General features: G+C 70.9%; 20 protein-coding genes and 1 riboswitch. Of the genes, 9 read left to right on the top strand and 11 right to left on the bottom strand.

From position 1 onward, the window contains the following. Positions 1 to 53: 53 nt before the first annotated feature. Positions 54 to 1406: an MFS transporter gene (locus HII36_RS36035; RefSeq protein ID WP_217370403.1), complete on the bottom strand. Its 1353-nt coding sequence runs from the start codon at positions 1404 to 1406 to the stop codon at positions 54 to 56. 116 nt (positions 1407 to 1522) lie between these two features. On the opposite strand from HII36_RS36035, the gene HII36_RS36030 reads away from it, so the two are divergent. After that, complete coding sequence (locus HII36_RS36030; RefSeq protein WP_173527794.1) at positions 1523 to 2425, top strand: LysR family transcriptional regulator; 903 nt, start codon at positions 1523 to 1525, stop codon at positions 2423 to 2425. Positions 2426 to 2440: 15 nt separating this feature from the next. Here the strand turns inward: HII36_RS36030 and HII36_RS36025 are convergent, their stop codons facing one another. Both HII36_RS36025 and HII36_RS36020 read right to left on the bottom strand, forming a co-directional pair. Next, positions 2441 to 2860, bottom strand: a complete 420-nt coding sequence (locus tag HII36_RS36025; RefSeq protein WP_173527793.1) for a hemerythrin domain-containing protein — start codon at positions 2858 to 2860, stop codon at positions 2441 to 2443. After that, positions 2857 to 4179: an MFS transporter gene (locus tag HII36_RS36020; RefSeq protein ID WP_173527792.1), complete on the bottom strand. Its 1323-nt coding sequence runs from the start codon at positions 4177 to 4179 to the stop codon at positions 2857 to 2859. Before HII36_RS36020 ends, HII36_RS36025 begins: the two co-directional genes overlap by 4 nt. Before the next feature lie 22 nt (positions 4180 to 4201). Between HII36_RS36020 and HII36_RS36015 the strand changes: the two genes are divergently transcribed. Beyond that, positions 4202 to 4840 carry a TetR/AcrR family transcriptional regulator gene (locus HII36_RS36015; RefSeq protein WP_173527791.1) on the top strand — a complete coding sequence of 213 codons (639 nt, stop codon included), beginning with the start codon at positions 4202 to 4204 and terminating at the stop codon, positions 4838 to 4840. 60 nt (positions 4841 to 4900) lie between these two features. Here the strand turns inward: HII36_RS36015 and HII36_RS36010 are convergent, their stop codons facing one another. Continuing rightward, positions 4901 to 5836 (bottom strand): GlxA family transcriptional regulator, encoded by a 936-nt coding sequence (locus HII36_RS36010; protein ID WP_173527790.1) that lies wholly within the window; start codon positions 5834 to 5836, stop codon positions 4901 to 4903. Between the two features lie 71 nt (positions 5837 to 5907). Between HII36_RS36010 and HII36_RS36005 the strand changes: the two genes are divergently transcribed. The 3 genes from HII36_RS36005 (at position 5908) to HII36_RS35995 (ending at position 7808) form a co-directional block, all read left to right on the top strand. Further along, a complete protein-coding gene (locus HII36_RS36005; RefSeq protein ID WP_217370402.1) occupies positions 5908 to 6798 on the top strand; it encodes a Rossmann-fold NAD(P)-binding domain-containing protein in 891 nt (296 codons plus the stop codon). Between the two features lie 46 nt (positions 6799 to 6844). Continuing rightward, positions 6845 to 7423, top strand: coding sequence for a hypothetical protein (locus HII36_RS36000; RefSeq protein WP_173527789.1), 579 nt, complete (start codon positions 6845 to 6847; stop codon positions 7421 to 7423). Positions 7424 to 7538: 115 nt separating this feature from the next. Further along, positions 7539 to 7808: a hypothetical protein gene (locus HII36_RS35995; RefSeq protein ID WP_173527788.1), complete on the top strand. Its 270-nt coding sequence runs from the start codon at positions 7539 to 7541 to the stop codon at positions 7806 to 7808. Here HII36_RS35995 and HII36_RS35990 read toward each other — a convergent pair. Together HII36_RS35990 and HII36_RS35985 are read right to left on the bottom strand one after the other, a co-directional pair. Next, positions 7781 to 8317: a hypothetical protein gene (locus tag HII36_RS35990; RefSeq protein ID WP_173527787.1), complete on the bottom strand. Its 537-nt coding sequence runs from the start codon at positions 8315 to 8317 to the stop codon at positions 7781 to 7783. The two genes, HII36_RS35995 and HII36_RS35990, sit on opposite strands and share 28 nt — an antisense overlap. Positions 8318 to 8385: 68 nt before the next feature. Beyond that, positions 8386 to 10203 carry an ABC transporter ATP-binding protein gene (locus tag HII36_RS35985; RefSeq protein WP_173527786.1) on the bottom strand — a complete coding sequence of 606 codons (1818 nt, stop codon included), beginning with the start codon at positions 10201 to 10203 and terminating at the stop codon, positions 8386 to 8388. 75 nt (positions 10204 to 10278) lie between these two features. On the opposite strand from HII36_RS35985, the gene HII36_RS35980 reads away from it, so the two are divergent. Beyond that, positions 10279 to 10842, top strand: a complete 564-nt coding sequence (locus HII36_RS35980) for a TetR/AcrR family transcriptional regulator (protein ID WP_217370401.1) — start codon at positions 10279 to 10281, stop codon at positions 10840 to 10842. Positions 10843 to 11153: 311 nt separating this feature from the next. On the opposite strand, the gene HII36_RS35975 is transcribed toward HII36_RS35980, so the two are convergent. The 3 genes from HII36_RS35975 to HII36_RS35960 all read right to left on the bottom strand — a co-directional run bounded on the left by HII36_RS35975 (position 11154) and on the right by HII36_RS35960 (position 15464). Then, positions 11154 to 12269 (bottom strand): ABC transporter substrate-binding protein, encoded by a 1116-nt coding sequence (locus tag HII36_RS35975; protein ID WP_173527785.1) that lies wholly within the window; start codon positions 12267 to 12269, stop codon positions 11154 to 11156. A 752-nt stretch (positions 12270 to 13021) separates the two neighbouring features. After that, entirely contained in the window at positions 13022 to 14599 is a 1578-nt protein-coding gene (gene cimA / locus HII36_RS35965; protein WP_173527783.1) for a citramalate synthase, read from the bottom strand. Between the two features lie 220 nt (positions 14600 to 14819). Then, positions 14820 to 15464: a DsbA family protein gene (locus tag HII36_RS35960; RefSeq protein WP_173527782.1), complete on the bottom strand. Its 645-nt coding sequence runs from the start codon at positions 15462 to 15464 to the stop codon at positions 14820 to 14822. Between the two features lie 98 nt (positions 15465 to 15562). On the opposite strand from HII36_RS35960, the gene HII36_RS35955 reads away from it, so the two are divergent. The 3 genes from HII36_RS35955 to HII36_RS35945 all read left to right on the top strand — a co-directional run bounded on the left by HII36_RS35955 (position 15563) and on the right by HII36_RS35945 (position 18096). Continuing rightward, on the top strand, positions 15563 to 16207 hold the full coding sequence (locus HII36_RS35955; protein ID WP_173527781.1) for an O-methyltransferase: 645 nt from the start codon (positions 15563 to 15565) through the stop codon (positions 16205 to 16207). A gap of 94 nt (positions 16208 to 16301) precedes the next feature. After that, a complete protein-coding gene (locus HII36_RS35950; protein WP_236004218.1) occupies positions 16302 to 17447 on the top strand; it encodes a serine hydrolase domain-containing protein in 1146 nt (381 codons plus the stop codon). A 103-nt stretch (positions 17448 to 17550) separates the two neighbouring features. Next, positions 17551 to 18096 (top strand): Uma2 family endonuclease, encoded by a 546-nt coding sequence (locus HII36_RS35945; protein WP_173527780.1) that lies wholly within the window; start codon positions 17551 to 17553, stop codon positions 18094 to 18096. A 91-nt stretch (positions 18097 to 18187) separates the two neighbouring features. Here HII36_RS35945 and HII36_RS35940 read toward each other — a convergent pair whose 3' ends face one another. Beyond that, positions 18188 to 19285: a branched-chain amino acid aminotransferase gene (locus HII36_RS35940; RefSeq protein WP_173527779.1), complete on the bottom strand. Its 1098-nt coding sequence runs from the start codon at positions 19283 to 19285 to the stop codon at positions 18188 to 18190. A gap of 258 nt (positions 19286 to 19543) precedes the next feature. Continuing rightward, positions 19544 to 20590, bottom strand: coding sequence for a 3-isopropylmalate dehydrogenase (locus tag HII36_RS35935; protein ID WP_173527778.1), 1047 nt, complete (start codon positions 20588 to 20590; stop codon positions 19544 to 19546). A 99-nt stretch (positions 20591 to 20689) separates the two neighbouring features. Then, positions 20690 to 20891: riboswitch (cyclic di-AMP (ydaO/yuaA leader) on the top strand. The last annotated feature ends 57 nt before the right edge of the window (positions 20892 to 20948 follow it).

The following is a 20948-nucleotide window of genomic DNA, read 5'->3' as shown; positions in this document are numbered from 1 at the left end:
CGTTTCCTCCGCCCTCGTTCCCGTCCTCGTTCCCGACGGGAGCGAGAGCGGGCTCACGCCTCGGCCCGGGTGCCTGCCCTGAGCCACCACGTCACCAGGAGCGTCCCGGCCAGGACGACGCCCGCCACGGCCCGGTAACCGGCGTCCATCCCGAAGGCCACGGTCACCGTGCCCATGAGCGCGACACCGACCGCGCTGCCCAGCTCGCGCGTGGCGCTGTTGAGCCCCGAGCCGAGCCCGGCCCGCTCGCCCGGCAGCGCGGCCATGATCTCGTGTGACAACACGGGCAGGCAGAGCCCCATCGCCGCGCCCATGATCACCAGGCCGATCGCGTACACCGGGTACGGCATGGCGGCGTCCGCGAACGACAGCAGCGCCAGCCCCGCGACGTTCCCGGCGAGCCCGACCGGCACCGCGACGCGCGGCACGAAACGGCCGGCCAGCCGCGACAGGACGATCATGGGGATGGTGAGCGGCACGATCGCCACGCCGGTGAGCAGCGGCGAGAAGCCCTTCACCTCCTGCAGGAACCGGGCGTTCATGAAGAACAGCGCGAACAGCCCGAAGAACGTCACCGCCACGCCCAGCGCCCCGGCCCGCAGCCGGGCGATGGCGAACAGCCTGGGGTCGAGCAGCGGCGCCGCCGCGCGCCACTGGTGTGCGACGAACCCGGCGAGCAGCACGACGGCCACCCCGAACGAGCCGAGCACCAGCGCGCTCCCCCACCCGGCGGAAGGCCCCTCGATGATGCCGATCAGCAGCGCCACGGACGCGGCCGTCAGCAGCCCGGTGCCCGGCAGGTCAAGCGCGGTGCGGTGGCGCGGCGCGCGGGGCGCGATGACGGCCACGAGCAACGCCAGCACCCCGGCGAGCGCGACGGGCACGGCGAACAGCGCCCGCCACGGCAGGTACTCCATGACCAGCCCGCCGCCCAGGTTCCCGAGCACGCCGGCCGCGCCGGTGGCGGCCGTCCAGACGGCGACCGCGTGCCCGCGCTCGGCGGCCGGGTAGACGCCGACGGTCAGCGCCAGCGAGGCCGGCATCACCAGCGCGGCCCCGGCCCCGCTCACCGCCCTGGCCGCGATCAGCGTGCCGACGTCGGGCGCGAGCGCCGCCGCAGCGCAGCCGGCGGCGAACACCGCCAGCCCGCTCAGCAGCACCCCCTTGCGCCCGAACCGGTCACCCGCCGCGCCGGCCGGGATGAGCAGGCAGGCGAAGACGACGACGTACGCGTCCACGATCCACAGGACCTGCGCGGGCGACGGGCGCAGCTCGCTGCCCGCGAGCGTGGGGATGGCCAGGTTGACGGCGGCGACCAGGGCGACGGCGAGGACCACGGCGGCCGCCATGACGGCCATGATCCGCCCGCGCGCGGGATGCCCGGTCTCCAGGGCGGTTGCGGACATGCGAAAACCTCCGGCTGAGGGGATGAGCGAGGTCATGGTGGAGCGGAGGCCTCCCGCGCTTCACACCGTAGACTCGGCTCTGACTTGACCTCAAATGCAGCTTTCACAGGTGATATATGCGTCAGACGCAACCCAGCCTGGACCTGCTGATCGCGCTCGACGTCCTGCTGGAGGAGTGCAGCGTTTCCGCCGCGGCGCGGCGGCTGCACCTGTCCGAGCCGGCGATGAGCCGCACGCTCGGCCGCATCAGGACGGCGATGGGCGATCCCGTGCTGGTGCGCTCCGGGCGGCAGATGGTGCCGACGCCGCGCGCGCTGGCCGTCCGGGCCGAGGTGCGGGCGGTGGTGGAGGCGGCCAGGAACGTGTTCACCCCGCCCGGGCGTCCCGACCCGGCCACGCTGGTCCGCCGGTTCGTGATCCTGGCCTCGGACGCCGTGATCACCGCGATGAGCCTGCCGCTGCTCGCCCACGCGGCCGCCGCCGCGCCCGGGGTGACGTTCCACTTCCTCCCCGAGGGCCACGCCGACCAGCACGCCCTGCGCGACGGGAGCGCGGACCTGGAGGTGACGGTGATCGTCGACCCGGCGCCGGAGACCCGGGTCGAGCCGCTGATGAGCGACCGGGCCGTCGGCGTCGTCCGGCCCGGCCACCCGCTGCTCGGCGGCCCGATCACGCCCGCGCGGCTGGCCGCGGCCGAGCACCTGGTCGCCACGCGCCGGGGCCGCACCTCCGGCCCGCTGGACGAGGCCCTGGCCGCCATGGGGCTGCGGCGGCGGGTGGCCGGTTCCGTGCCGACGTTCGGCGCGGCCCTGCTCGCGGTCCGCGACTCCGACCTGGTGGGGATGACGCCGGAGCGGCTGACCAGGCCGTTGATCGAGGCGCTCGGGCTGGTGACGTTCCCGATCCCGGTGGAGCTGCCGGAGATGACGCTGTCGCAGGCGTGGCATCCGCGCTACGACGCGGACCCGGCGCACGCCTGGCTCAGGGAACGCATCCGCGAGGTGCTCGCCTCCCCGTGACGCCCCTGGCGCGCGTCACGCGCCTTCGGGCAGGGTGAGCATCCGGTTGAGCACGGGGACGAGGTGTTCCTCCTCGTGGTCCAGGTGCGCTTCCAGCTCGGTGGCGAGCCGGTCGAGCTCCGCGGCGAAGTCCGCGCCGCCGTCCTCGATCAGCCGCCTGATCCGGTCCATGAGCCGGGCCACCACCGCGTGCTCGGCGCGGAGCCTGGTCAGCGCCTGGGCCAGTTCCGGGTGCTCGGTCGCCAGGTGCGGGAAGAGCACGCCGTCCTCGCCCTGGTGGTGTGCGTGGAGGGCGTCGCAGAACGTCAGGCAGTGGGCCCGCAGGTCGGACGCGCCGGGGCGGGACGCGCGCAGGTTCGCCAGGTCGCGGCGGAAGCCGTCGTGCAGCTTGACCAGCTCGTCGCCCCAGGCGACCAGCCGCTGTTCGTCCGTCATGCCGTCCTCCTTCGTGCCGGGCCGCCGTGGACGGTGGAGAAGACCGCGGCCAGCAGGGCGGCCGCCGCGGCGACGGCGAAGCTCCAGCCCGCGCCGCCCGCGGCCAGCACCGCCGCGCCCACCGCGCCGGCCACGCTGCTGCCCACGACCCTGACCAGGGCGTTCACGCCGCCGGCCGCCGCGGTCTTGGCCGGTTCCACGTGCTCGACGGCCATCGTGCCGAGCGCCGCGTACCCGAGTCCGATCCCCAGCCCCAGCACGGTCGCGGCCCCGTACAGGTCCGCGTCCGACGACCTCGACACGGCGAGCCACAGCGCGGCGGCGGTCACCAGCGCGGAGCCCGACGCCACCAGCGCGGACGCGGTGAAGCGGCGCATCAGCGGGCCGGCCAGCGCCGAGACGACGAGCATGAGCACCGTGGTCGGCAGCAGGTAGACGCCGACCTGCAGCACCGAGGCGCCGAGCGTGCCCTGGGCCACCGCCGAGACGGTGGTGATGGCCGCGAACAACGCGAACCCGAGCAGGAACGACGCCACGGTCGCGCCGATCGTCCCGGGGTGCAACAGCATGGGGATCTCGATCAGCGGCGTCGCGGTCCGCCTGGCCGTCACGATCCACACCCCGGCCACCGCCACGGCCGCGGCGAACAGTCCCAGCGTCGGCGGCGACGTCCAGCCCCACGCCGCGCCCTTGCTGATCGCCAGCAGCAGGCAGACGAGCCAGGCCGTGACCAGCCCGGCCCCGGCCAGGTCAGGACGCCCGGCGCGGCGGGCCGGCTCCTCGCGCACGACCGCCGCCACCAGGACGAAGCTCAGCACGCCCAGCCCGGTCAGCGCCCAGAACACGGCCCGGTGGTCGCCGTCGACCAGCCCGGCCAGGATCATGCCGCCGCCGCTCCCGACGTCGATCGTGGCGCTGAGCACCCCGATCGCGCTCGGCAGCCGGTGGCCGGGCACGACCTGCCTGGCCAGGCCCATGGCCAGCGGGAGCAGCGGCGCCGCGACACCTTGGAGCACCCGTCCGGCGATGAGCGGGGCCAGCGCGTCGGACACGGCGCTCAGCACGGAACCCGCGACCAGCAGCCCGATCGCGACCAGCGACACCGTGCGCCGGCCGTACATGTCGCCGAGCCGCGACAGCAGCGGGATCGAGACCGCGCCGGACAGCAACCCGGCGGTGAGCGTCCAGGAGACGGTGGTGAGCGGAACCCCGAGCTGCCGCCCCAGCCCGGGCAGCAGCGGCACCATCACGGTCATCTGCAGGGTTCCCACGGCCACCGCGAAGGCGAGCACGGCGATCGTGGAGAAGTTTTTGTACATGTATAAAAAGTAACATGGCGACATGCAGACGCGTACCGGCAGGCCGCCCAAGATCTCCAGAGCGGAGATCGTGGCCGCCGCCCACCGGGTGATCGAGGAAGACGGACTGGACGCGCTGACCATGCGCAGGCTGGCCAAGGAGGTCGGCAGCACGGCGATGGCGCTCTACCACCACGTACGCGACAAGGAGGAACTGCTCCTGCTGCTGCTCGACGACTACGCCGCCGGCATCCCCAGGCCCGAGCTGCCGCCGGAGCCGCGCGAGCGCCTGGTGGCCGCCGCCACGGCCATGCGCGACGCGCTGTCGGGCTGCCCCTGGGTGGTGGACGTGCTCAGATCCGACGACCTGCTCTCCGTGAGCGCGCTGTGGTACCCGGAGCAGATCATCGACGCGGCGACGCGTGCCGGGCTGACGATCGAGCAGGCCGTGGACGCGTACCGGATCATCTGGCACTACACGGCCGGTGAGATCGGCAGCAGGTCGGCCGCGCGCAGGCGGCGCGAGCAGGGCGGGGAGACGTACCGGGAGCGGGTCTTCGCCGACCTGGACGAGACGGAGTTCCCCCTGCTCAACCAGGTCGGACGGCGGTGGGAGGAACTGACCTCGCGCGACACCTACGCCGTCGGCGTGCGCGCCCTGGCCGACGGCCTGCTCCCCTGACGTCGGCGGCGGGCTCCCGTGAGGTCGGCGGCCGGCTCCTTGGACGTCGGCTGTCGGCGGTCAGGAGGGGACGCGGACCTGGGAGAAGCCGGCGCGATAGGCCGTGGGCGTGAGCCCGACCCTGGCCACCAGGTGCTTGCGCAGCGAATCGGCGCTGCCCAGCCCGCTCTTCGCGGCCACCAGGTCCATGGGCAGTTCGGTGGTCTCCAGCAGTTGCCTGGCCCGGTCGATGCGCCGGTGCAGCAGCCACTGGAGCGGGCTCAGCCCGGTCTCGGCGTGGAAGCGCCTGGTCAGCGTGCGCACGCTGGTGTTGGCGTGCGCGGCGAGTTCGGCCAGGGTGAGCGGACGGTCGAGACGCGCGAGCGCCCAGGCCCTGGTGGGCGCGAGCGAGGTGCCACGCTCGGGCGGCAGCGGGGTCTCGATGAACTGCGCCTGGCCGCCGGGACGCACCGGCGGCACGACCGCCAGCCGCGCCGCCGCGTTGGCCACGGCCGCGCCGTAGTCGGTGCGCACCAGGTGCAGGCACAGGTCGATGGCGGCCGCGGCGCCGGCTGAGGTGTAGACGCCGCCGTCCTCGACGAAGAGCAGGTCGGGCTGCACCTCGACGGCGGGGAAACGGGCGGCGAGATCGCCGGCCAGCCCCCAGTGCGTGGTGGCCCGCAGTCCGTCGAGCAGCCCGGCCTGGGCCAGGACGAACGCGCCCGTGCACAGGGAGGCGACGCGCGCGCCGGCCGCCGCGGCCTCGCGCAGCGCGTCGAGCACTTCCGCCGGAGCCGGTTCGCCGCCGCTGCCGACGGCCATCACGGTGTCGGCGCCGTCCATCGCGTCCAGGCCGTCCGTCACCACGAGGTCGGGGCCGCCGACGGTCGGCACCGTGCCCGGCCGCGCCGTGCAGACGCGCACGTCATAGTCCGGGACGGCGCCGAACACCATGAGCGGGATCGAGACGTCGAAGCTCAGCACGGGGGGCACGACGACGGCGGCTATGCGGTGCATGGCCAGAACCTCCGGATAGTTGGCATTCCGGCCACTATGCCAGGAACGGCTGGCTCGGCACCGTGGACGTCATGACTTTTCATGTGATCGTGGGTCGCGGGGCCGCCGCGTCGAAGACCGCTCTGCTGCTGGCCGAGGACGGCGAGCGGGTACGGATGATCAGCCGTTCCGGCGAGGGGCCCGGGCATCCGCTCGTCGAGAAGGTCGCCGCAGACGCGACCGACACCGATCGGCTCACCGAGCTGACCGAGGGCGCGCGCACGCTGTTCACCACCGCCGCGCCGCCGTACCACACCTGGCCGGAGCAGTTCCCGGCCCTCGCCGCGTCACTGCTGGACGTGGTGCGGCGCACCGGGGTCGCCTACGTGATGCTCGGCAACCTGTACGCCTACGGCCCGGTGGACGGCCCGATCCGCCCCGACTTCCCGCTGGCCGCGACCGGGCCGAAGGGCCGGGTCAGGGCGCGGATCTGGGAGGAGGCGGCCGCGTCCGGGGTGAAGGTGACCGAGGTGCGTGCCGCCCAGTTCTACGGCGCGGGGGCGTACTCGGTGTTCAGCCTCATGGCCCAGCGCCAGGTTCTGGAGGGCAGGCTCGCCCTCGTGCCGCAGGCGCTCGACGTGCCGCACAGCTACTCGGCGATCGGCGACACCGCACGCACGCTGCTCGCCGCGAGCCGCGACGAGCAGGCGTACGGCCGGGCCTGGCACGTGCCCACCGCCACCCTGTCGCTGCGCGAGCTGGCCGGATCGCTCGCCGACCTGGCCGGCGCGCCGAAGCCCCGGCTGGAGGAGATGACCGAACGCGACCTGGCCCTCCTCGAACTCACCGCGCCGTTCTGGGGCGAGATGCACGAAGTGCTCGAGAAGCCCGGCCACCCGTTCGTCGTCGACTGGTCGGAGACCGAGAAGGTGCTCGGCGTCCGGGCCACGCCGGTCGAGGAGGTGCTGCGCGAGATGATCTGATCCCGTGCCGGCTGCTACGGTCACCGGCATGCGGCATCCTGCGCCTGTGGCTCCCGTCCGTACCGGTGAGGCGCTCGGGCGGGCGGGAGCCGGGGCCACGGCGTTCGAGGCGGACGGCGCCGACGTCGCCGCCGGGCCGGACGGGATCGTGATCGCCGCCGGGCCGGACGGGGTCGTGATCGCCGCCGGGCCGGACGGGGTCGTGATCGTCGCCGACGCGGCGGACGGTCCGGCCGCCGGTGGAGTCCGCGATGCCAGGGAATTCGCGCTGCTCGGCCCGGTCCCGTGGGACACCGCTTCCTGCTGCGGTTCGCGTCGTCCGAGGCCGCCTGCAACGCCCCGTACCGCGCCTGGGTCGGCCGGGCACCCGTGCCGGGTGGCCGCCGGACTGACCGGGACGATGCGCCGCGTCCCGCTCGAACCCTGGCTCGGGTCCCGCTACGACGAGTCCTCCTTCGCCGCCCCCGGCCTGATCGCCGCCGTCAGCACCGTCGTCAGCGCCGTCGTCAGCGCCGTCGTCAGCGCCGCCGATGGCGGATGCGAGATCCGCATGGGCGCCACGCACCGCGCCCCGCTGCGCCCCTTCGCCGGTCTCCCCGTCGAGTGGTCCGTCCTCGATGGCTGACCCCGGCACTCCGACCCCGGCGAAGAGGCACCCGCCCCACCCAGCCTCGGATCCCGTCCGAAGCTTCCGCAGGTCGGCCCGGCGGGCCCTGGGTCAGGCCGCGGCCTCCTTCGGCGTGAAGTTCGTGCTGTTCCTGGTCGGCGCGGGCACGCTCGCGCTGCTGGCGGCCGTGCTCCCCTGGGCGTCGGTCGGCGAGGTGATGGACGGGCTCTCGGGGCGAATGGTCGCCCTGGTCGGCGGGCTCGCGTTGCTCGCGCTCATCGCCGTCCTCGTGGGGGTGCTCCTGCTCGTCGCCTACGTCAGGATCCGGATCAGTCGGCCCCCGGGTCAGTCAGCACCGGATCAGTCAGCCCCCGATCAGTCGGCGCCGGTCCACGAGCGGTGACGACGGCTCGTGCTCTTGACGACCCGTGCCTCGCGCTCCTCCTCCGGCCAGATCTGCAGGAGGTAGCGATCGGGCGCCTCGTCCTCGTAGTAGTCGGTGCGGCCCTCGTCCAGGCCGTGCACGTGGTACCGCAGGCGGTACCACCCCGGTCCGGCCGGGAGCGGTGGGAGTGTGTGCACTTCCTCGTCGCCCCACTCGTGCAGGGAGACGCGTCCCGTCTCGGACTCGAAGCCGACCTCCACGATGTCCTCGTACCCGGCGAGATCGGGTTCGGGCTCGACCGGAGTCACCTGAACGTCGAAGCGCACCTCGCCGTAGTGCGTGGCGATGGTCAGCAGGGCGACGCCGTCCGCCACGCTGATGACCCCGAGCGAGGGCGTCTGCTCGTCGTCCGACAGGGCATCGGGCATCACGGGCTCGCCGGAGTGGTCGACGAGATAGGCCTGTCCGTAGTCGACGCCGAGGGCGATGGTCACGACGTCGACGGCTTCGTCCGGGGCGGCGGTCATGGGTCGCGATCATAGCCGCGGTTCCGCCATGAACGTCCCGCGTCCTGAGCAGGGACCTTCACCGACCGTCACGGATGCTGGGCGGGGACCTTCGCCGTGGTTTCGGCGATGCGCAGGGCCGCAACCAGCTCGCGGTAGAGCTCGTCGCTCGCCAGCAGTTCCTCGTGCCCGCCGCGGGCGCGGACCCGCCCCGCCTCCATGACGATGATCGTGTCGGCGTCGATCACCGTGGACAGCCGGTGCGCGATCGTGACGACCGCGCCGGTGCGCGTCCTGTCGCGGATGCAGGCGTGGATGGCAGCCTCGGTGATGCCGTCGAGCTGGGCCGTGGCCTCGTCGAGCAACAGGACGTCAGGCGTGCGCAGCAGCGCTCTGGCCAGCGCGATGCGCTGCCGCTCGCCCCCGGACACCACCGCGGACGACAGCGGCGTGTCGAGCCCTTCGCCGAGCGCCTCGATCTTCTCGCTCAGCCTGACCTCGTCCAGCACCCTGGCCAGTTCGTCCGCGCCGGCCCGCGGGTGGGCGAACAGCAGGTTCTCGCCGATGGTGCCGGGCACGACGGGCGTGTCCTGCTCGACGTAGCCCAGCCTGGCCCTGATCTGCTCGCGCGACAGCTCACGGTACGGGACGCCGTTGAGCCTCAGCTCGCCCTCCTGGGGTTCGAGGAAGCCCAGGATGAGGGAGAGCACGGTCGTCTTGCCCGCGCCCGACGGCCCGACCAGCGCGATGTGACCACGCCGGGGGATCTCCAGGTCGAGCCCGCGGACGGCGGGCCGGGCGCCGGGCGCGTAGGCCGCGGTGACACCACGCAACTCCAGCACCGGCCCGTCAAGCTGACCGGCCGCACGGGGATCACGCCGGTCGACCGGGGCTTCGGCGGGTCCGGGTTCGAGCGTGTCGACGCGGCGGCCTGCCGGGGCTTCGGTGGGTTCGAGTTCGAGCGCGTCCACCTCGCGGATGCGCGCGGCGGCGGCGATGCCGGACTGCAGCGCGGTGAGATTCTCGCTGAGCTCGGTGATCGGCTCCATCAGGCCGAAGGCGTAGAGCAGGAACGCGATCAGGCTGGACACCTCCAGCGCGCCCGCCCCGACCCGCCACGCGCCGATGCCGAGGATCAGGATGATCGCCAGCTGGATGCCCGCCCAGGCGATGGTCCAGGCGGTGGCCTCGGCTTTCACGGCGCGGACGCCGTACTCGGCCGAGGATCGCGCGTCGGCCAGGATGCGCTCGGCCTGACGGTTCTCGGCGCGACCGGCCTTGACCGTCCTGATCGCGCGCAACGCGCCCTCCAGGACGCCGCCGAGCCGGCCGACGTGCTCCTGCGCACGCTCCTGGGCCTTGGAGATCGCCGGCATCAGCAGGGCGAACAGCACGATGACCACCAGGACGGCGGCCACGGTGACGCCGAGCAGGACCAGGTCGAGCACGCTCATCAGGACCAGCGTGCCGACCAGCATGACGCTGCCGTTGATCAGCCCGATCACGCTGGAGGTCGCGGCCTCGCGGAGCAGCACAGTGTCTGAGGTGACCCGGGTGACGAGTTCGCCGCTCGGCCGTCCGGTCACGGCGGGCACCGTGGCCCGCAGGAACTTCCTGACCATCGACTCGCGTGCCTCCAGCACGACGCGCTCGCCCAGCGTCCCCAGCAGGACCCACTCACGGCGCGCGATGCAGACGCCGACCACGAGGAGCCCGAGCAGCGCCACGATCGGGCCGGTCAGCGAGGTGCCCGCGGTCAGTGAGTCGAGCACCCACTTGGTCACCATCGGCGTGGCCAGGCCGAGCGCCGAGGCCACCAGGGCCAGGATCAGCCCGATCGCCAGCTTGCCGCGATGCGGCCGGGCAAACGACCACAGGACATGAAGACGCGATTTCGGAACAGACATACCCTTGATGGAACATGACTGTTCCATTCTTGTCAAAGGAGTTCCATTGCGGGAGTGATCGATACCATGACCGGCATGGACACTGAGGCCAGAACCGGCACACGGGCCCGCACCCGGCGGGCGATCCTCGACGCGGCCGTGTCGGTGCTGGTCAAGAACTCCGCCGCGTCGCTCGCCGACATCGCGGCCGTCGCCGGGGTCGGACGCACCACCGTCCACCGCTACTTTCCCGAACGGTCCGATCTGCTGGCGGCCATCGGCGACCACATCCTGGAGCAGATCGCCGTGGCCACCGAACGGGCCCGGCCCGAGGAAGGCCCGCCGCCCGAGGCGCTCGACCGGATCTGCCAGGAATACTTCGAGCTGGCCGAGGGGCTCATGCTGGCCTTCACCGAGCCGCAGTTCTTCGACTGGGAGGGCTGGGACGACGAGAGCGAGTCCGACCGGCGCCTGACCAGGCTCATCGAACGCGGCCGCGCCGACGGCAGCTTCGACGCCCAGCTGAGTACGGCCTGGATCGGGCACGTGATCTGGGCGTTGCTTTATGCGGCCTGGCAGCATGCGAGCGAGGACGGCGTCTCCAAACACGCGGCACTCGACGTCTGCCTGCGAACCCTCAGAAAGACGGTCTCCCCCTGACCCGGATCCTCGTGTTCCCACGGGATCCGTGTTCCTACGGGATCTGTTCTTCTACAGGATCTGTTCTTCTTCGAAAATCTGTGCCCCTACAGGAATCCGTGTTCCCACGGGATCCGCGCTCCTGCGGGGATCCGTGTTCTGCAGGGTGGGCCCCCGTGCTCCTACGGAGAGACGGGGACGCCGCCACGAGCCGCCGGACACGACGGCTCCTGGCGGCCCGCAGCAGCTCCTGACAGCTCGCGACGGCTCGCGGCGGCTCCTGGCGACTCGTTGCGACTCGTGGCGACTCGCGGGCCTGCGCGCCCGGACGCTCAGCCGCCGCTGTGCAGCACCCGGAAGGAATCCGGATCTGCCGGATCCCGATCGACGACCTGGACCGGCGGCCAGGCCCACTGCCAAACCCCGATCCCCGGCACGCGCGAGAACCGGATCGACCCCCGGGTGCCCTCGACGGCGACGTGCGGCCAGGCCTCGGCGATGCCCGCCCGATCCGTACCGTGCGAACGCAACACCTCGGCCAGGACCGAAATCGTGTCGTACCCCTCGAACGCGACGAAGGACGGCGCTCCGGCCAGCCGCTCGCGCAGCGCCCCCTCGACCCGGACGCCGAGCGGGCTCAGCCGCTCGGGCAGGTAGCGCAGGAAAGGGACCGCGGCGCCTTCGTCCCCCAGCGACTTCACCCACTCGGGCAGCTCCGGCTGCCCGGCCGGCGCACCGATCAGGACCCCGGCCAGCCGCTGATCACCACGGACCGCCCGGACGATCGACACCGCCGGCTCCGGAATCCCGGCCAGCAGCAGGAGCGCCGTCGCGCCCTGTTCGACGAGTTCGTCGCACACGGCGGCGGGGGTCAGCGCCCGCACGTCGAGCTCAACGACACTGCCGCCGCGCGCCGCGAGATGATCCCGCAGGATGCGCGTCCCGGACGCCCAGTAGACACTCGCGTCGGCCGCCACGGCGATGCGCGTGTGGCCCGCGCCGAGCAGGAAGTCCGCATAAATCCGCCAGCCGTGCGACTGGGCGGGAGCGACGCGCGCGACCCATTCCGTCGGCTGTTCGGTGAGCGCGTCGAGAACCGCGGACGAGCAGAGGAACGGCAGGCCGAGCGCGTCGGCCCGGGCGGCGGCAGCGCGAGCGACGACGCTGTGATACTCCCCCGCCAAGGCGGCCACGCCCAGCCCGGCCAGTTCGTCCACGGCCGCCGCGGCCCGCTGCGGATCAGCGGCGGTGTCCCTGACCAGCAGTTCGAGCGGAGTTCCCGCGATCCCGCCGGCGTCGTTGACGTCGCGCACGGCCAGCTCAAGTCCGGCGAGCAGATTCCGGCCCGCTTCAACCCAGCCGGGCCGGCTCAACGGAACAAGCGCGCCGATCTTGACGGACGATCCGCCGTCCGGACTGGTTCCAGGTGCCGATGTGGGTGTGGTCATGTGTCGGCGTCTCCCCGAGTGACGATTCGGTCGATGCTCGCCCGGATCGCGAAATGAACGTAAGTGGCGCCGAGAGTAGCCCAGCCGAAGATCCCCGGCTTCGCCGCCCTGCCCATGATCGTCAGCCGGATGTATTCGTCCACCCTTGCCTACGGAGAAAGCCGCGGCGTGTATAGCCGTCGGGCATCCCCCTGACCAGCGCGAACGCTGCATGCTAACTAGCATGCTAGTTAGCATGTGAATGAGCATGCTGCTCGCCCGGACGGGAAGGCTGGCTCCTCATCGATCGCGACGTGACACGTGCGCCCTTCACTCGGCATCCAGTGCGTCCCTGGCCCTGCCGCAGCACCGCAACCCCGCGCCTGTAGCCATCCCGGCTCGGGTCCGCGCAGGTCGGCCGAAGGCCGCTTCTACCGGGCCGAGGCCGTCACCTCAGCTGGTTCACCTGCTCGGCCTCCCCGCTCCACCCGATCACACACGAGTACCGGAACGCATTCCCAGCCTTGCCGAGGTCGTTCACCGCACTCCCGGCCCCGGAAGTTGATCGACCGCACGGGCGACTGGCCAGGCTCGGCGGGGTATCGCCGGTCACTTGTGGGGGCGTTGGGCGCCGGCCCCCTGGAAAAGCGCCCGAGCGAAGCGAGGACGATGCCTTTCGGGGGTCGAAGGGGGCGGAGCCCCCTGGGAGGCGCTGCCCGCAGCTCTCACCGCGCGCAGCGCGCCCCCGAGCGAGGACCTCGCCCTCCGAGGATTCAGCTGGTCTCGCGGCCGGCCTTCAGCAGCCCGTACGTCACCGCCTGCTCCAACGCCTGCCAAGAAGCGTCGATGATGTTCTCGGCCACCCCCACGGTCGCCCATTCGGACGTCTCGTCGCTGGAGGTGATGAGGACCCGGGTGATGGCGTCCGTGCCGTGCGTGCCCTCGAGTATGCGGACCTTGTAGTCCACCAGCTCCAGGTTGGCCAGTTCCGGGTACATCTGCTCCAGGGCCTGGCGGACCGCCTTGTCCAGGGCGTTCACCGGGCCGTTGCCTTCGCCGGTGGCAACGATGCGCTCGCCCTTGGCGTGCAGCTTGACGGTGGCCTCGCTGACCAGTTCGCCGCCCTTGGTGCGTTCGACGATGACGCGCCAGGACTCGACCTCGAAGTGGCGCCGGCGCTCCCCGTGGACGGTGTCGCGCAGCAGCAGCTCGAAGGACGCGTCGGCGGCCTCGAAGGTGAAGCCGCGCGCCTCCAGGTCCTTGACCCGGTCGACCAGGGTCTTGGTGTGCTCGGGGGTGAGCTCGTACCCGAGCTCGCGGCCCTTGAGCTCGACGGAGGCGCGGCCGGCCATGTCGGAGACGAGCATGCGCATGTCGTTGCCGACGGCGGCGGGATCGATGTGCTGGTAGAGGTTCGGGTCGACCTTGATGGCGCTGGCGTGCAGGCCGGCCTTGTGCGCGAACGCGGACATGCCGACGTAGGGGGCGTGCGAGTTCGGGGTGACGTTGGTGACCTCGGTGATCGCGTGGGCGATGCGGGTCATGTCGGCGAGCGCTCCCGCGGGCACGAGGTCGAAGCCGCGCTTGAGCTGGAGGTTCGCGACGACGGTGAACAGGTTGGCGTTGCCGGAGCGCTCGCCGTACCCGTTGGCGCAGCCCTGGACGTGCGTGGCGCCGGCCTTGACCGCGGCCAGCGTGTTGGCGACGGCGCAGCCGGTGTCGTCGTGGCAGTGGATGCCGACGCGGGCGCTGGTCTGGACGGCGGCGTACACGATCTCGGCCAGCTCGTCGGGCAGCATGCCGCCGTTGGTGTCGCACAGGGCGATGACGTCGGCCCCGGCCTCGGCGGCGGTCCTGACGACCTCCAGCGCGTACGCTGGGTTGGACTGGTAGCCGTCGAAGAAGTGCTCGGCGTCGAGGAAGACTCGCTGTCCCTCCGCACGAAGGTGAGAAACCGTGTCGCGGATCATCGCGAGGTTCTCCTGGAGAGTCGTGCGGAGGGCCAGCTCCACGTGCCGGTCGTGACTCTTGGCGACAAGGGTCACGACCGGCGCGCCGGATTCGCGCAAAGCGGCCACCAGAGGGTCATCTGCGGCCTTCACACCGGCCCGGCGGGTCGCGCCGAACGCGGCGAGCTGCGCGTGCTTCAGGTCGAGCTCGGTTCGAGCGCGCCGGAAGAATTCCGTGTCCTTAGGATTGGCGCCCGGCCAGCCTCCTTCGATGAAACCGACGCCCAGGCCGTCCAGGTGGCGAGCCACGGCGAGCTTGTCGGCGACGGTGAGGTTGAGCCCCTCCTGCTGTGCGCCGTCTCGCAGCGTCGTGTCATAGACGTGGAAGCGGTCGTCGGCCATCGTGATCTTCTTTCTGGAAGTCCTTGGAAGCTGGCGGGAGCCTGGAAAACAAAAAGACCCCTCACGGACGTGAGAGGTCTGCGCGCTGGCGGTGTCCCTGCGTTAGCCAGCGCGCCTGCTGATAATGAGCAGACCGTAGAACATGGTGCCTGCAAGTCTGCCATACGGATTCACCATCCGGCACACTGATCTCACGTAGTAAGACGCGCGTGCCCGTCGGTCACACGGTGATGCCGGTGCCGCCGGTGATGGCGCGTTCGAGTGCCTTCGGGTCGAACGCCTCGTCGCCCAGCATCTGCCCGTCGAGCAGCACGGTCGGCGTGCCCTCGATGCGGATCTTGGCGCTCTCCTGGGTGTGGGCCTGCGCGAACTTCTGGGACGTCACGCAGTCGTCCACGGACGCCCCGGCCTTCCTGGCGGCCTTGACCAGCTCCCCGACCGTGAACCCGGACGCCTCGCCGTGCGGGGCCGGCTGGATCCGGTACAGCTCGTCCCGGAAGGCCAGCCAGTTGGACTCGGGCACGCAGCGGGCGGCCGCGGCGGCGCGGATGGAGTTCGAGCGCATGGGCTCGTCGCGGAAGATCGTCACCGGGTGGAAGACGATCTTCACCTTCCCCTCCCTGGCGAGCCGCAGCATGGTGTCGTCCACGCGGGAGTGCATCTCCTTGCAGACGGGGCAGTCGTAGTCCTCGAACACGTCGAGCACCGGGGCCTGGCTCGTCCGGTCGGCCAGCAGCATCGAGCCGTCCACCTGGCGGATCAGCTCCACCTCGCCGGTGCCGCTGCCGCCCGCCGCGAACGCCCGGACGCCGAGCACGGCCACCATCACGCCGGCCGCCACGACCGCCGCCACCCTCTTCATCATGCGCCCACCCTCTACCCTCTCTTGATCGCGCAGACCCTACACTGACCAGCGCGGCTCTCCACAACGGCTCACGTACTCCTCAAAGGACAAAAGAGCACATGAAGGCATTCCTGCTCGACCCCGCCGTCGCCCAATACATCCTCGACCACTCCACCACGCCGGACTCCCTGCTGGCGGATCTGGCGGCCGAGACACGCGCGGCGACCGGCGATCGGGCCGGAATGCAGATCTCGCCGGACCAGGGCAGATTCCTCACGATGATCACGCAACTGCTCGCGCCCGAGGTGGCGGTAGAGGTGGGGACGTTCACCGGCTACTCGTCGCTGTGCATCGCCCGCGGGCTGTCGGGCGGCCACCTGCACTGCTTCGACGTGAGCGAGGAGTGGACGTCGATCGCCCGCCGCTACTGGGAGCAGGCCGGCGTGGCGGACCGCATCACGCTCACCCTCGGCCCGGCCGCCGAGACGCTGGGCTCCTTCGGTCAGCCCATCGACCTGGCCTTCATCGACGCGGACAAGCCGAGCTACCCCGCCTACTACGAACTGGTGATGAACCGGCTGCGGCCGGGCGGCCTGGTGCTGGTGGACAACACGCTGTGGTCGGGACGGGTGCTCGACCAGGACTCGAAGGACACCACGACCAGGCTGATGCGCGAGTTCAACGACCTGGTGATGTCCGATCCGCGGGTCACGGTCGTCATGCTGCCCATCGCCGACGGCCTGACGATGATCCGCAAGAACTGAGGTTTTCCGCAGCATCCATGCTCCGGTGCTCTTCCCGGGATTCGACGGATCACCTCATGGGCCCGGTGACCTGCGCGTTCATAAGGTTCTGCGCATGTCATACGGAATGCGCAAGAACCTGATCGCCGGACTGCTCGCCGCCGCCACCGTGCTCACCACGGCCGCCGCCGCAGACGGCCGCACCGCCCAGGCCCCCGCCAAAGAGACCGCCCAGACCACCGACCGGGCGACCGTCCAGACCATGCTGAGCAAGCTGGTCCAGGACGGCAAGGCCACCGCGGCCCTGGTCAGGGTGGACGGCAGGACGGGCGGCTGGTCGGCCGCCGCCGGCGTGCGGGATCTCAAGAGCGGCAGGCCCGTCGCCGAAGACGGATATTTCCGCATCGGCAGCGTCACCAAGGCCTTCGTCGCCACCGTCGTCCTGCAACTCGCCGACGAGGGCCGCCTCACCCTGGACGACCCGATCGAACGCCACCTGCCCGGCCTGGTCCCGCAGGGCGACGCGATCACCGTCCGGCAGGTGCTCGACCACACCAGCGGCCTCTACGACTACATGCACGAACCCGGCTACTCCACCAACAAGTGGCGCGGCTCGGCCCGCTTCCGCCACTACGCCCCCCGCGACCTGCTGAAGGTCGCCTTCGCGGACCCGGGCAAGTCCACGGCCCCGGGTGCGCGCTGGGAATACTCGAACACCAACTACCTGGTCGCGGCGCTGCTGATCGAGAAGCTGACCGGCCGTCCGTACGGGGCGGAGGTCGGGCGGCGCGTCGCGCGTCCGCTGGGCCTGACCGGGACGAGCACCCCGGGCGACCGTCCCGGCCTGCCGAACCCGCACGCGCGCGGCTACGAGCCGGTGGCTGGAAAGCTGGTGGACGCCACCCGCATGAACCCCTCCCTCGACTGGGCCGCCGGCGAGATGGTCTCGACCGGCCGCGACCTGAACCGTTTCCTCGCCGGCCTGCTCGGGGGCAAGCTGGTCAGCGAGCGGTCGCTGGCCGCCATGCGCACCACCACCGTCCAGCCCACGAACGCGGGCTTCGGCTACGGCCTCGGCCTGCAGAAGTACGACCTGCCGTGCGGCAAGGCGGTCTGGGGGCACAGCGGCGAACTGATCGGCTACCTGACCTTCGCCTTCCGCTCCGACGACGGCACCGCGATGACGATGTCGGTGAACCCGGCGGCCAAGAACCCGGCCACGAACGACGTGTTCGGCATCGCCACCACCATTTTCTGCTAATTTCCGGACAAATCCGGGCGCTAAATTCAAGGGTTCCGCCACGAGGAGTTCAGGAATACGCTGTCTCACGCATTGAACGCTCACTCACGTGAGGAACGGTGGCATGGTCAGACCCCTCGAAGAACGCTACCGAACGGTCCGCGATTTACTGCCCGAATTCCGGGTGGAGAAAATCCACGGCCGAATCATCGTGAACGAGACCGGAACCTGGCAACACAATACGATCATCTTTCAGGTTCTGTCGCAGATCGCCGATCCGGTCGCCGAGCGAGGCTGGGAGATCTGGCCCAACATCACCATCTACCTGGGCCCGGACGACGACCAGTACGTGCCGGATCTCACCGTGGTGCCGATGAACCCGCGCATGGAACGCGACCACGCCGTGCACGGCGACAGCACCGTGCTGGTGGCCGACGTCGTGTCAGTGAGCAATTCCTACGAATGCCACTTCGTCAAACCACGCAGCTACGCGCCGCGCGGCGTCCCGCTGTACATGGTGATCGACCCCTACCAGCGACTGGTGAAGCTGCACAGCCGTCCGGCGGGCGGTGATTACACCGATGAAACGGTGGCGTTCATGGGCGTGCCGTTGAAACTGCCCGATCCATGGAACTGCACCATCGAAACGAAGAAGATGCTCGACTTGTGACCCCGGCGCGAAAATCACCGGGGGTCACGGGCGCGCCGTCCTCGGGGCTTGTGCATGGCGGGCCCCGAGGACGGGCGTGCGCGGCCGGCGGCTAGCTGATCTTGTGGATCCAGCTGTGGGAGTCGGGGCGGGCGCCGTACTGGATGCCGACCAGTTCCTCGCGCACCCGCATCGTGACGGGGCCGGGGGTGCCGTCGCCGACCGTCCAGGCGCGGTCGGCGCCCTTGACCGAGCCCACCGGCGTCACCACGGCGGCCGTGCCGCAGGCGAACACCTCGGTCAGCTCGCCCGACTCGCATCCGGCCTGCCACTCGTCCACGGAGACGAGCCGCTCCTCGGTCTCCAGCCCCAGGTCGGCGGCCAGCGACAGGATGGAGTCACGGGTGATGCCGGGCAGCAGCGTCCCGGTCAGCGCCGGGGTGACGAGCTTGTTGCCGAAGACGAAGAACAGGTTCATCCCGCCCATCTCCTCGACGTAGGCGTGCTCCTGAGCGTCCAGCCACACGACCTGGTCGCAGCCGTTCTCCACGGCCTGGCGCTGGGCCACGAACGCGGCCGCGTAGTTGCCGCCGCACTTGGCGAAGCCGGTGCCGCCGGGGGCGGCGCGCGTGTACTCGGTGGACAGCCACACCGACACGGGCTTGATGCCGCCGGTGAAGTACGAGGCCGCCGGCGAGGCGATGACCATGTACTTGTACGTCCGAGACGGGTAGTTCACACCCAGCCCGGACTGCGTGGCGATCATGAAGGGCCGCAGGTAGAGGCTGTGCCCCTCGGTGGTGGGCACCCACTCCCTGTCGGCGTCGACGAGCAGTTCGAGCGACTCGACGAACGTCTCCTCGGGCAGCTCCGGCATGGCCATGCGGGCCGCCGAGCGGTTGAAGCGGGCCGCGTTGGCGTACGGGCGGAACATCACGATCGCGCCGCCGATCTGCCGGTACGCCTTGAGCCCTTCGAACAGCTCCTGCGCGTAGTGGAAGACCGAGGTGGCCGGGTCGAGGGAGAGCGGCCCGTACGGCATGAGCCTGGCGTCGTGCCAGCCCTGGCCCTCGGTGTAGTCGATGGAGATCATGTGATCGGTGAAGGTCTGCCCGAAACCGGGGTTCGCCAGTACCTGCTCGCGCTCGGCCGCGGTGCGAGCGTGGTCGGAGTGCTGCACGTCGAAGCTGAGCTTCTGAGCGATGGTCATGACGGAGGTCCTTCTCTCTGCGAATCTCTTCATCTCTACGGATCTCTGCGGGTCTCTGCCGAGGTCTGCGGACCTCGGCGGATCCGCTGATCCGGCTACGGCCCGCTCCGCGAACGCTGCTCGGGAGCGGTCCGTACTTCCTATTGTCTCGCTATTTGGGATGGCAATAGGCCGATGGGGTGGTTCGGGGGCGTTGGAACGCAAAAAGCGCCTGGCAGTCCTCCTCGGACCGCCAGGCGCGTGGGGGGCTAGGCGGTCCTAGCCGGATACTCGCGCGGTGATGTCGTCACCGATCTGACTCGTGCTGCGGGCGGCCCCGCCGGTCTGGCGGGCCGCGATGTCGTCGGCCACGGCCTGCTCGACCTTGGCCGCCTCGGCGTGCAGGCCGAGGTGGTCGAGGAGCATGGCCACCGACAGGATGGTCGCGGTCGGGTCGGCCTTGCCCTGGCCGGCGATGTCGGGCGCGCTGCCGTGCACCGGCTCGAACATGCTCGGCGTGACCCGCTCGGGGTTGATGTTGCCGCTGGCGGCCAGGCCGATGCCGCCCGCGATGGCGGCGCCGAGGTCGGTGATGATGTCGCCGAACAGGTTGTCGGTGACGATGACGTCGAAGCGCTCGGGCTGGGTCACGAAGAACATCGAGGCCGCGTCGATGTGGCTGTAGTCGGTGGTGACCTCGGGGTACTCGGCGGCCACCCGGTTGACCGTGCGCTGCCACAGGTCGCCGGCGAAGGTGAGGACGTTCGTCTTGTGGACGAGCGTGAGCTTCTTGCGCGGACGCGACTTGGCCTTCTCGAACGCGTAACGCACCACGCGCTCGACGCCGTAGGCGGTGTTGATCGACTCCTGCGTGGCCACCTCGTGCGGGGTGCCGCGCCGCATGGCGCCGCCGGTGCCCGCGTAGAGGCTCTCGGTGCCCTCACGGACGACGATCATGTCGATGTCCGCGGCGGACGTGCCGGCCAGCGGAGTCTCCACGCCGGGCAGGAGCTTGACCGGACGCAGGTTGACGTAGTGGTCGAACTCGAAGCGCAGGCGCAGCAGCAGGTCGCGCTCCAGGACGCCCGGCGGCACGCTGGGGTCACCGATCGCGCCGAGCAGGATCGCGTCGTAGCCGCGCAGCTCGTCGAGCACGGCGTCGGGCAGCGTCTCGCCGGTGCGGTTGTACCGGGCGGCACCCAGGTCGTAGTGGGTGGTCTCGAACTTCGTGCCCACTGCCTCGAGGACCTTCAGTCCTTCGGCGACGACCTCGGTACCGATGCCATCCCCGGGGATGACGGCCAGACGAATGTTGCGCGACTCCATGGCCGGTACCTTACCGGCTTGTCTCGCCTAACGAACACTACATCTCAATAACCGGACATCCCGTTTCGTCCGGTTTGCGAGCTTTTGACTGTTTCGTTAGAGTCCCTCGGGCCTAGTCCACGCAGTGGCTGCGTGGAGCCGGGGACCCATTTCCCCTGGGGCGAATCGGCGCCTTCCCGCATGTCACAGGGGAAGCAGTGCCTCGCCGGAGCGACATCCGTCCGCTGCGGAGAGGCCGCCGTAGGGCGACTTCCATGCCCGAGCCCGTCAGCTAACCCGGTAGGCCGCATGGAAGGACAGTCCCCTGTCTCGCATCGCCGCTTTCGTGGCGGTGGGGGTCACCGGCCTCACCCTGGCC

The organism is Nonomuraea antri (assembly GCF_013283785.1).
In the GTDB taxonomy this organism is placed as follows: Bacteria; Actinomycetota; Actinomycetes; order Streptosporangiales; family Streptosporangiaceae; genus Nonomuraea; species Nonomuraea antri.
The sequence above is the reverse complement of the archived record's forward strand: the minus strand, read 5'-3'. Positions and strand labels throughout refer to the sequence as shown.